12 protein-coding genes are annotated in these 10,392 nt (G+C 56.5%); 5 read left to right on the top strand and 7 right to left on the bottom strand.

What is annotated here, in order from left to right; all coding sequences use genetic code 11:
• Nucleotides 1-73 precede the first annotated feature (73 nt).
• Complete coding sequence (gene tyrS, locus IEV54_RS17070; protein ID WP_150279358.1) at nt 74-1,273, bottom strand: tyrosine--tRNA ligase; 1,200 nt, start codon at nt 1,271-1,273, stop codon at nt 74-76.
• 218 nt (nt 1,274-1,491) lie between these two features.
• On the opposite strand from tyrS, the gene IEV54_RS17065 reads away from it, so the two are divergent.
• Together IEV54_RS17065 and IEV54_RS17060 are read left to right on the top strand one after the other, a co-directional pair.
• Nucleotides 1,492-2,946 (top strand): peptidoglycan DD-metalloendopeptidase family protein, encoded by a 1,455-nt coding sequence (locus IEV54_RS17065; protein WP_150279357.1) that lies wholly within the window; start codon nt 1,492-1,494, stop codon nt 2,944-2,946.
• Nucleotides 2,947-4,050 (top strand): anhydro-N-acetylmuramic acid kinase, encoded by a 1,104-nt coding sequence (locus tag IEV54_RS17060; protein ID WP_150279356.1) that lies wholly within the window; start codon nt 2,947-2,949, stop codon nt 4,048-4,050. It abuts the gene before it with no gap.
• An 11-nt stretch (nt 4,051-4,061) separates the two neighbouring features.
• On the opposite strand, the gene erpA is transcribed toward IEV54_RS17060, so the two are convergent.
• From erpA to argC, 4 genes are all read right to left on the bottom strand, one after another.
• Complete coding sequence (gene erpA / locus IEV54_RS17055; protein WP_150279355.1) at nt 4,062-4,415, bottom strand: iron-sulfur cluster insertion protein ErpA; 354 nt, start codon at nt 4,413-4,415, stop codon at nt 4,062-4,064.
• A 70-nt stretch (nt 4,416-4,485) separates the two neighbouring features.
• Nucleotides 4,486-4,908, bottom strand: coding sequence for a bactofilin family protein (locus IEV54_RS17050; RefSeq protein WP_150279354.1), 423 nt, complete (start codon nt 4,906-4,908; stop codon nt 4,486-4,488).
• Nucleotides 4,908-5,669, bottom strand: a complete 762-nt coding sequence (locus tag IEV54_RS17045; protein ID WP_150279353.1) for a DUF6776 family protein — start codon at nt 5,667-5,669, stop codon at nt 4,908-4,910. The genes IEV54_RS17050 and IEV54_RS17045 overlap by 1 nt, the downstream gene beginning before the upstream one ends.
• Entirely contained in the window at nt 5,669-6,703 is a 1,035-nt protein-coding gene (gene argC, locus IEV54_RS17040; RefSeq protein WP_150279352.1) for an N-acetyl-gamma-glutamyl-phosphate reductase, read from the bottom strand. Before argC ends, IEV54_RS17045 begins: the two co-directional genes overlap by 1 nt.
• A gap of 120 nt (nt 6,704-6,823) precedes the next feature.
• Here argC and hemJ point away from each other — a divergent pair, with 120 nt between their 5' ends.
• On the top strand, nt 6,824-7,246 hold the full coding sequence (hemJ, locus tag IEV54_RS17035; RefSeq protein ID WP_150279361.1) for a protoporphyrinogen oxidase HemJ: 423 nt from the start codon (nt 6,824-6,826) through the stop codon (nt 7,244-7,246).
• On the opposite strand, the gene IEV54_RS17030 is transcribed toward hemJ, so the two are convergent.
• Nucleotides 7,243-8,721 carry a Ycf46 family AAA ATPase gene (locus IEV54_RS17030; RefSeq protein ID WP_150279351.1) on the bottom strand — a complete coding sequence of 493 codons (1,479 nt, stop codon included), beginning with the start codon at nt 8,719-8,721 and terminating at the stop codon, nt 7,243-7,245. The genes hemJ and IEV54_RS17030 overlap by 4 nt on opposite strands.
• A gap of 93 nt (nt 8,722-8,814) precedes the next feature.
• On the opposite strand from IEV54_RS17030, the gene IEV54_RS17025 reads away from it, so the two are divergent.
• The gene (locus tag IEV54_RS17025) at nt 8,815-9,153 is read left to right on the top strand and encodes a histidine triad nucleotide-binding protein (RefSeq protein WP_150279350.1); all 339 of its coding nucleotides are present in this window, start codon (nt 8,815-8,817) and stop codon (nt 9,151-9,153) included.
• Between the two features lie 61 nt (nt 9,154-9,214).
• Nucleotides 9,215-9,862: a 2-polyprenyl-3-methyl-6-methoxy-1,4-benzoquinone monooxygenase gene (gene coq7 / locus IEV54_RS17020; protein ID WP_150279349.1), complete on the top strand. Its 648-nt coding sequence runs from the start codon at nt 9,215-9,217 to the stop codon at nt 9,860-9,862.
• A gap of 40 nt (nt 9,863-9,902) precedes the next feature.
• Here coq7 and IEV54_RS17015 read toward each other — a convergent pair whose 3' ends face one another.
• Nucleotides 9,903-10,325, bottom strand: coding sequence for an OsmC family protein (locus IEV54_RS17015; protein ID WP_150279348.1), 423 nt, complete (start codon nt 10,323-10,325; stop codon nt 9,903-9,905).
• Nucleotides 10,326-10,392: the final 67 nt, after the last annotated feature.

The following is a 10,392-nucleotide window of genomic DNA, read 5'->3' as shown; positions in this document are numbered from 1 at the left end:
ATTGATTGTAAAGCGCTTTATACAAAGCGCCCTGACTGGGCAGACGCGCATTATAGGGGCTGGGATTTTTCCGTCAAGGCTTTTCGATACGAATACGTGCGAACTTTTTCTTGCCCGCCTGGCATACGTAATCACGACCCAGCGCAAAGATGAACTCCCGGTCGATTACAACACCATCAACCTTTACCGACCCGGCATTAAGGAGGTCTTTTGCCGCCGCGGCATTCTTGACCATGCCAGCCCGATTAAGCACGGCCGCTACCGGCATCTCTTCGGCAGACTCCAGAGCAACTTCGGGCAAGTCCTCTGGCAACTCACCCTCTTTAAGCCTGTTGCCCGCGGAACGGTGTGCACTAGCCGCCGCCTCCTCGCCATGAAAGCGGGCAACCAACTCCTCCGCCAGCTTGATCTTCACATCCCTGGGGTTGGCGCCCCGCTCAACGTCGGAGCGCAACTGAGCGATATCCTCCATGCTGCGAAAACTCAGCAGCTCGAAATAACGCCACATCAGAGTGTCGGGCATGGAAACGATCTTGTTGTACATCTCCCCTGGCGCATCACTGATGCCCACGTAATTACCAAGGGATTTGGACATTTTCTTTACCCCATCCAGACCTTCAAGCAACGGCATGGTAAGGATGATCTGCGGCTCCTGCCCGAACTGACGCTGAAGCTCGCGCCCCATCAGCAGATTGAACTTCTGGTCGGTACCGCCAAGCTCTACGTCAGCCTGCATCGCAACCGAGTCATAACCCTGCACCAACGGGTAGAGAAACTCATGGATGGCAATGGACTGCCCACTCTTATAGCGCTTGTCAAAGTCATCCCGCTCGAGCATGCGGGCAACGGTATACTTCCCTGCGAGCTGGATCATGTCGGCAGAAGTCATCTTGTCCATCCAGGTGGAATTGAACATCACCTGAGTGCGTGCGGGATCAAGAATCTTGAATACCTGCTCTTTATAGGTCTCGGCATTCGCCATGACCTGTTCCCGGGTCAGAGGCAAACGAGTCACGTTTTTACCCGACGGATCACCAATCATGCCGGTGAAGTCGCCGATCAGAAAAAGAACCTGATGCCCGAGATCCTGGAACTGACGCAGCTTGTTGATCAGTACCGTGTGACCCAAGTGGAGATCTGGAGCAGTTGGATCAAAACCCGCCTTGATCCGTAGCGGAACGCCGCGCTTGAGTTTCGCCAGCAATTCGCCTTCGACCAGAATCTCCTCCGCGCCGCGCTTGATCAGCGCCAACTGTTCCTCGACCGGCTTCATAAGTCCGCAAATCCTGTTGTTGAGTGACAAAAAAGGGGTCCAAACATACAACATTGATGATCAATTACAAGCGTGTACAGGGTATGCTTGTCAGAATATGAACACAGGTTGCGCTGGAAAACTGACAGGCGGTGGCGCTGAAAGCTTGCCACAGAGGACTTTCAGTTATAATTTAGCAAGTTATTACACATTACATAGAATCAACGACAAGAGCGCTTATGGCTTTCCACAAGACAAAATCGCCGCTGTACCCTAAAAGCCACCTGGTGGCTGCAAGTGGTATAGCAGCTGCGCTGAGCATCTTTCTGCTCGTTATCCCCACCACTGACGTCGAAGCACGTAAAACTTTTATCCCTCTGGACCTTGAGTCGGGCCACATGGGTGACCACCTGGCTCCGGAGGGAAACTCTGCAGAATTGGATGCCCTAATCCGTGAAACGGTCACATTCTCTTCGCCACTGCCGACCAACGGTCAGCAACTGGTCACTGACAATGAGACAGATGAGCGCGCCGAAAAGACTGAAGAGCAACCGATTGTCGTAGAGGAAACTGCAGTTCCATTGCGTCCTTCGGAATGGCGATCCATTACGGTAGCCAGCGGCAATACGCTTTCTGTGCTGTTTAACGAAATGGGGCTAGGCGCCACTACCCTGCATTCGGTCATTAACAGCAGTAAGGAAGCAAAACGTTTTACCCGCCTCAAGGTAGGACAGGAGCTGGAGTTCAAGCTGGCACCTACCGGGGATCTTATTACGCTGCGATCGAAAGTAAGCGATCTGGAAACCATACAGATTGATAGCACGCCAGACGGCTACACTTTCAGCAAGAACATCATCGAGCCCGAGGTACGCACCCGCTTTGCCAAGGGCAATATCGACAGCTCGCTGTTTCTCGCAGCCCAGAAGGCCGGAATGAGCCACGGGTTGACCATGGAAATGGCGAACATCTTCGGCTACGACGTGGATTTTGCGCGGGATATTCGCAAAAACGACAAGTTTGAAGTGGTATTCGAAGAGCTTCATGTTGGCGAAAAGCGCGTAGGTACCAACAACATTCTTGCCGCGCGATTCACCAACAAGGGCAAGACGTTTACGGCAGTGCGCTACACCGACAGGAACGGCTACAGCAGCTACTACCGCGCGGACGGAACCAGCCTGCGCAAGGCGTTCATCCGCACACCTGTGGAGTTCGCCCGCATCAGCTCGCGCTTCAATCCTAACCGCCGCCACCCGGTCCTGAACAAGATTCGGGCTCACAACGGCGTGGATTATGCTGCGTCTACCGGCACGCCGATCAAGGCTACTGGTGATGGTCGCATTGTCCACTTCGGACGCAAAGGCGGGTACGGCAATGCAATCGTTGTGCAGCACGGTCAGAAATACAAGACTCTGTATGCACACATGAGTCGCTTCGCCAGCGGGCTAAGCCATGGAAGTAACGTATCGCAGGGCCAGATCATTGGCTACGTGGGCATGACCGGCCTTGCAACCGGACCCCACCTGCATTACGAGTTTCAGGTTAATGGCCGTCATGTTGATCCCCTGGGCATTGAGCTACCGGTTTCCGATCCGGTACCCAAGGCCGAGCGCACAGCCTTCATGGCACTGAGCAACAAGATGATGGCAAGCCTGGACCAACAGAGCACCAGCCAACTGGCCTCCCTGGAGCCATAATTGGCCAATCTCTACGTCGGTATCATGTCAGGTACCAGCCTGGACGGTATCGACGTAGCGCTGGTTGAACTCTCCGCACCCCAGCAGGCAAAATTAATTGATGCCTGCTGCATACCCTTCCCCGAGCCTGTTTACGCAGATCTCCTTGCACTTTGCTCGCCCGGCGCGGACGAAATACGCCGTGCGGGCATGGCGGGCCAGAACTGGGCGCGTCTCGCTGCCGCGGGCGTCCAACAACTGCTTGAAAGAAACGCGTTGCTGCCGACCGACATTATGGCCATCGGCAGTCACGGACAAACCATCCGCCACCATCCGGAACTGGGCTTCAGCAGCCAGATTGGCGCCCCCGCGCTGCTAGCAGAGCTCACCAGCATAAGCGTCATAGCGGATTTTCGGAGCCGAGATCTTGCCGCCGGTGGTGAGGGAGCCCCGTTGGTGCCAGCGTTCCATGAGTGGCTACTGCGTAGTCCAGACGAGGCGCGAACCCTGGTTAACATAGGTGGATTCGCCAACCTGACCATTCTGGACCCCGAGCAGCCCGTTGTTGGCTTCGACAGCGGTCCGGGAAACGTGCTCATGGATTACTGGATCCAGCTGCACGGCTCCAAGCCCTATGATGCCGGCGGCAACTGGGCTCGCAGCGGTGAGGTTTCAGCGGAACTGCTCGACCTGATGCAGAGCGACCCCTATTTTCGACGTCAGGGCCCCAAGAGCACTGGCCGCGAGTACTTTCATCCAGCCTGGCTCAGGCACAAACTGGACAACCTGACTGCAGTCTTGCCCCCACAGGACATTCAGGCGACGCTACTGGAACTGACCGCGCAAACCATCAGCCAGGCTGTAGCCAGGAGCGCGGCAACAACGAAAAGCGTGTTTATATGTGGTGGCGGAGCGAGGAATCAGTTCTTGCTGGAGCGGCTCGAATCACTTCTCGATCCGCTACCATTAGCGACTACGACACAGCTTGGAGTTGATCCTGACTGGATGGAGGCAATTGCGTTCGCCTGGTTGGCGTGGCGCTGCCTGGAGAGGCAACCTGGCAATCAGCCTGAAGTCACAGGCGCTTGCGGAGCAAGGATACTGGGCGCCCACTACCCCGCCTGAATCTCAGAAAGTTAGATGGAGAAGGAGGAACCGCAGCCGCAAGTGGTCGCCGCATTGGGGTTGTTGATAACGAATCGAGACCCCTCAAGACCTTCCTGGTAATCCACCTCGGACCCCACCAGATACTGAAAGCTCATGGGATCCACAACCAGCTTTACCCCTTCGCGCTCGACAATGGTGTCATCTTCGGCCAGCTCATCATCAAAGGTAAATCCATACTGGAAGCCGGAGCAGCCGCCACCGGTGACGAATACTCGCAGACTCAGACGCTCGTTACCTTCCTCGTCGATCAATGACTTGGCCTTGGAAACAGCAGTGTCGGTAAACAACAAAGGGGAAGGGGTAAAAACTTCAGCAGTCGACATAAGACCTCCAGCGACAGGTGCCACAGCACATCAGGTTATGCATTATCCTTTTCCCGACTCTTTTGGTCAACTATTCATCCTGGCGAGTCCGGTCGGCAATCTGGGCTATCGGAGTTACCGAGGCTGTTTCATTCAAATGATTAAGCGTACCGCTGATCTGGGCCCCCATGACCATCTCGATGAACCGGTAATACAGGTTGCCGTTTATGCGCGCCTTGGCATCAAGCTCCAGATGCTCGTGAGCATGCACATCACCAATGACTTCGCCGTTAATCAACACGTTTGGCGCAGTGATCACTCCTTGCACCCGCCCATGCTCGCTCACCCGCACCAGCCCCTGCTCCGCATTGATGTTGCCAATGATACGGCCGTCTACCTGCAGAATCCCGGAAAAGCTGATATCGCCGTTGATTTCCGCTTCCTGTGCGACGATGGTGGTTTTACCACCAAACTTACCGATGTCCATCTTCTTGTGCTTATCTGCTCCCCACATCAGGGTACTCCTGTAGCTGTCCACTCGAATGACCGCTCGACAAGAGTCGAGCCGTTCTGAAGCGCCTGCAATTCGATACGTTTTGGCTCGAAGCCTTCTGGCAAACGCAGCTCCGATCCAGCTCCAGGACCGGGCACCACCTGAAAATAGCGAAAATTCAGGGCAATACCCTCCGCGTCATCTGCTTCGGTCATATCCGCCAACGGCAGACTGACCATTTCACCATCTTTAAGCCCATGAATCTGCATGAGCAAGCGGGCCTGGAGGATCTCTTCCTCATCACCAACCCTGCTCACCATGACCTTGTACCGGAACCTGTCCGGATCTTCAGTAGGCAGTAACTCGAATGCCTGGATGCGTACACCCGGCGAAGCGGCGGTAGGCTCCAGTACACCTTGGTACTGGGCGAGGTCCTGCTGCAGATGAAAGAGCTGTTGCTCCAGCTCCTGAACCATCCCGCGGTTCTCCGTCACCGACTCGACAGCCACCAGCAAATCAACTTCAAGCTCCTGCGCCCGTTCACGGGTCGCGGTCAATTCAGACACGAGCTCCTCACGCTGTACACGCAACCGGTCACGCTCAAGCAGGACGTCCGCCTGGGAGCGCAGACCGGCCTGCCACGCCTGCCAGGCACTAAGCGGAATCGCCAGCACCAGGGCCAGCACCCCTATCACCTTCAATGCACTGATCAGTTTCGAGTTGCGCGGCATCAGCACGATACTGTGATCGCGCAATGGCCTGCGTCGCTTGAACCCGGTCATCAGGGCATGAGCGCCGGATGGGAGAGTCCTGTTTTCTCATCGAGTCCGAAGGCAATGTTCATGTTCTGCACCGCCTGCCCCGAGGCGCCTTTCACCAGGTTGTCGATAACCGACAAAATGACTACCTGATCACCGGACTGGGGCCGATGGACTGCCAATCGGCAGATATTGGCACCTCGAACACTGCGCGTTTCCGGATGGCTTCCGGCAGGCATCACATCAACGAAGGGCTCACTTTCATAGCGCTTCTCAAACAGCGCCTGCAGATCAATCGAATGATCTTTTACGGACACGTGCAGGGTAGCGTGTATCCCCCTGATCATCGGCGTGAGATGGGGCACAAAGGTCAGACCCACAGGGCCTCCGGCTGCAGCCTGCAAGCCTTGGCGAATCTCTGGCAGGTGGCGGTGACCCGCGACGCCGTACGCCTTCATGCTCTCCGTGGATTCACAAAAAAGCGAGCCGACGCTGGCCCCACGGCCAGCGCCACTGACGCCGGATTTGCAGTCGGCAATAATACGCTCGTTATCAGCAAGTCCTGCCTCGAGCAACGGCAGCAGCCCCAGTTGTACTGCGGTCGGGTAGCAGCCCGGCACTGCTATCAATCGGGCACTTCGTACAGCGTCTCGATTGACTTCGGGCAGGCCGTAAACAGCCTGGTCGAGTAATTCGGGAGCACCGTGTGGCTGGCCATACCATTGGCTCCACTCGGCAGCATCACGCAGGCGGAAATCAGCTGATAGATCAATGATCCGCGTGCCTGCTGCCAGCAACTCCGCCGCCATGGCGTGGGCCACGCCGTGGGGGGTGGCAAAGAAGACCACATCGCAGCGTCCCAATGACTCATTGTCCGGCACACTGAAACACAGCTTGTCGTAGTGCCCGCGCAGGTTGGGATACATATCCACCACGCGCACACCGGTTTCCGATCGGGAAGTAATCACCTCGACATGAGCCTGGGGATGCTGGGCCAGGAGCCTGAGCAGCTCCACACCTGTATAGCCGGTTCCACCTACTATGCCGATCTTGATCATCTTTACTTCCTGAATCGTTTGAACATGATTGATAACCCCCTATCATAAAAGCGCTGGCGCAAATTACCAGCACTCACTGCCTCACTCAGAGGCACCTTGATCATTCAAGAGGACTGCAGTGTGTATCTGTGGATCAAAGCCTTTCATATCATTGCCGTCGTGACCTGGTTCGCCGGCCTCTTCTATTTACCGCGCCTGTTCGTCTATCACGCCCAGAGCGAAGACGGGGTCAGCAAGGAACGCTTCAAGATCATGGAGCGCAAGCTGTATCGCGGCATCATGGTGCCTTCCATGATCGTGACTATCGCACTGGGGATCTGGCTGGTGGTGCTCGCTCCGGCGTGGCTCAGTCAGGGCTGGCTGCATGCCAAATTGACCCTGGTTGTTGCGCTGCTGATCTATCATTTCACCTGCGCCGCGATGCTCAAGCAGTTTGCTACCGATCGCAACACACGCTCCCATGTGTTTTACCGGTGGTTCAACGAGGCTCCGGTACTGGTCCTGGTCCTAGTGGTCATTCTGGTGGTGGTCAAGCCCTTCTAACCTGCCATCACTGCACGGTCTCTACCCCACGCCCGCAAAGCCTGCAAGCGTTCTGCCATGACTACCGAGAGGGGCGATGTCTGCGACATCGCACCCTGCAAGTGAGCATCGGTGACGCTCTGCCCGCGTGCCGAAGCAGCGTATACCGCTGCAACAACGGCTTGCTCGATCTCTGCCCCGGAAAAACCGTCACATGCCAGTGACAGCGCGGGCACATCAAAACCCTCGATACTCAGGCCGCGTTTCTGCAAATGGATACGCAAAATGTCTTCTCGGACGCTGCTGTCTGGCAGATCAATGAAGAACAGCTCATCCAGACGCCCCTTGCGAATCAATTCCGGCGGAAGCTGGCTCACGTCATTGGCTGTAGCCACGAGAAATACCCGGGTATTGCGTTCCGACATCCAGGTCAGCAGGGTCCCCAGCAATCGGCGGGATACGCCCTGGTCGCCACTGTCAGGCGCCAGACCTTTTTCGATCTCGTCAATCCAGAGCACGCAAGGCTCCATGCAGTCAGCCATTTGCAATGCTTCACGCAGATTCTTCTCGGTTTCGCCTATGTACTTGTTGTACAGCGCAGCGAAATCCAGACGTAACAGCGGCAGCCCCCAAACGCCGGCAACCGCCTTTGCAGCAAGACTCTTGCCCGCCCCCTGCACTCCGACCAGCATCACGCCCCTCGGTGCATCTTCTATCTGTCCGGCGCCAAGGAATGCAGCCTGGCGCTCCATCAGCCAGCGCTTGAAGTGATGCAAGCCGCCCACCTCGGCGAAATGGGCGGTATTCTGCTCGAAGCTCAATACGCCCTGCATATCCAGCAGGCTGAATTTGGCCTTGTTCAACGCCGGCACATCCTCCTGAGTAATGGCGCCGTCATCAGCAATCAGTTTGCGAGCCAATCGCCGCGCCTCCTCATGGGTAGTGCCGCGCAGATTGCGCACTACCTGCTCAAGCGTGCGGCTGTCGGTACGTACCTTGAGACCCTTGTTTTGTTCCGTCCAAACTGCTGCCTCCTCGCGGATGATGGCGGACAACTGCTCATCAGAGGGCATGCTCAGCTCCACGCGAGCCGCCAGCCTGCTCAACTCCGGTGCCAGCTTGATCTGGTGACTGACCAACATGATGGTCGGAGCATGCGGGTCTGCATTCATTGCGACGAGCTTGAGCAGCCGCACAACTTTGGGGTTCTCGAGAAACGGGTGCAGGTCGCAGAACACGTAGATGGATTGCTGGCTGTCCCTGCGCACGCATTGCAATGCCTTCTCGGGATCACAGGTGTCTGCATCCTCGATTTCTTCGCCAAAACCAAGGCGTTGCAGACCGTCAACATGGTCCCAGGTAAACCAGGTACGCGCCCGCTTCACCGCTAACGCCGCCATGGTTTCCAGCACGCGCTGCTCTTCCCAGCTTTCAGTGATGATCAGCTTGACGCGGCTGTCGAGCAGCAGACCCAGATCATGGATATCGTTTTTCACTGGCGAATCCTTTTGCAGCACTTCGATGTGATGCCATTCTAGCGCCAGATGGTTACACTGGAAGCACTTTAAAGACCAGCCAAGGAGTAGCGCATGGACTGTCTGTTCTGCAAGATCGTTGAGGGCAAGATCCCTGCCAGCAAGATTTACGAGGATGATCAGGTCATCGCCTTCAATGACATCAACCCCCAGGCGCCTGTGCATTTTCTGGTTATTCCCAAACGACACATCGCCTGCATCAGCGACTTGACCACAGACGACCGGGCACTGGTTGGCCATATGATTTTCATTGCCCAACAGGTAGCTGCCGAACAGGGTTGCGACAATGGTTTTCGGACTGTATTCAATTGCAACCAGGATGGTGGTCAAACGGTCTACCACATTCATCTGCACGTGCTGGGCAAGCGCCAGATGACCTGGCCTCCAGGTTGATCCAGTGCAGTCTGGCACCTCTGTGGCGCCCGTTACCCATTTCCTGCCCAGGAGCAATCCAATGAATACACCCCGTCGATACAGCACCCTGGATCGCTTGCTCACCCAGGCTGACCAGTCACTGCGGACGTTGGTGCCGGGCGCAGCCCAGGCAAACAGGCCTTCACCGTCGCAACACATGCCCAACGTGCCGATGGACGAACATGAACGTCAGCACATAGCCGGCCTGATGCGCATCAACCATACTGGCGAAGTCTGCGCCCAGGCGCTGTACCAGGGGCAGGCATTGACAGCCAAACTCCCCGATGTGCGGGCCAAAATGGAACATGCGGCGGCCGAGGAGATTGACCACCTGGCCTGGTGCGAACAACGGTTGCGCGAGTTGAAAAGTCAGCCGAGCTTGCTGAACCCGTTGTTTTACGGCCTGTCCTTCGGCATGGGTGCCGCGGCAGGGCTGATCAGTGATCGCATAAGCCTGGGCTTTGTGGCCGCAACCGAACAGCTGGTCGAACGGCATCTCGATGACCACCTGGCCCAGTTGCCAGAGGAAGACATAAAATCGCGGGCCATTCTCGAGCAGATGCGCATCGACGAGATCGAGCACGGGGCCCAGGCGCTCGAAGCCGGCGGCATGATCTTTCCCGAACCAGTGAAGGCCGCAATGACCCTGCTTTCGGGCTTCATGACCAAGGCAACCTATAAAATCTGAAATGCTGCGCAATGGGGCCCGTTGAAAGCGGGCCCGATGGTCAGTCTATTTCCACGATTTCATAGCCATGGGTGATCTCCACCCCTGCCCGACCAAGCATGATCGACGCCGAGCAGTATTTCTCCGCAGACAGCTCCACCGCGCGCTTCACCTGGGCTTCCTTCAACTGTTTGCCAGTCACTACAAAATGAACGTGGATACGCGTGAAGACCTTGGGCTCGGTCTCTGCGCGTTCGGCATCGAGTGACACCTGTACGTCGCGGATATCCTGGCGTGATTTTTTCAAAATACTCACCACATCATAACTGGCGCACCCGCCCAGACCGATCAGCACCGTCTCCATTGGACGCACACCCATGTTCCGCCCACCCGCATCCGGTGGGCCATCCATCACGATCGTGTGGCCGCTACCGGACTCACCGAGAAACATGGCACCGTCCACCCACTTGATTTGCGCTTTCATCTACATCTCCGGCAGGTCAGTCTGAGGCCGTGCAGAATAGCACAGGCTCAGACTGCGAAGACCTGGA

The sequence above is a fragment of the Halopseudomonas salina genome, from assembly GCF_014637955.1.
In the GTDB taxonomy this organism is placed as follows: domain Bacteria; phylum Pseudomonadota; class Gammaproteobacteria; order Pseudomonadales; family Pseudomonadaceae; genus Halopseudomonas; species Halopseudomonas salina.
Note: the sequence above shows the minus strand (reverse complement) of the source record. Positions and strands in the feature narration are given on the sequence as shown.

Coding starts and splice junctions, on each gene's coding strand:
- erpA (WP_150279355.1), bottom strand. CDS start 4,415: ATGTCGACTGCTGAAGTTTTTACCCCTTCCCCTTTGTTGTTTACCGAC.
- coq7 (WP_150279349.1), top strand. CDS start 9,215: ATGAATACACCCCGTCGATACAGCACCCTGGATCGCTTGCTCACCCAG.
- IEV54_RS17025 (WP_150279350.1), top strand. CDS start 8,815: ATGGACTGTCTGTTCTGCAAGATCGTTGAGGGCAAGATCCCTGCCAGC.
- argC (WP_150279352.1), bottom strand. CDS start 6,703: ATGATCAAGATCGGCATAGTAGGTGGAACCGGCTATACAGGTGTGGAG.
- IEV54_RS17050 (WP_150279354.1), bottom strand. CDS start 4,908: ATGTGGGGAGCAGATAAGCACAAGAAGATGGACATCGGTAAGTTTGGT.
- IEV54_RS17065 (WP_150279357.1), top strand. CDS start 1,492: ATGGCTTTCCACAAGACAAAATCGCCGCTGTACCCTAAAAGCCACCTG.
- IEV54_RS17045 (WP_150279353.1), bottom strand. CDS start 5,669: ATGACCGGGTTCAAGCGACGCAGGCCATTGCGCGATCACAGTATCGTG.
- tyrS (WP_150279358.1), bottom strand. CDS start 1,273: ATGAAGCCGGTCGAGGAACAGTTGGCGCTGATCAAGCGCGGCGCGGAG.
- IEV54_RS17015 (WP_150279348.1), bottom strand. CDS start 10,325: ATGAAAGCGCAAATCAAGTGGGTGGACGGTGCCATGTTTCTCGGTGAG.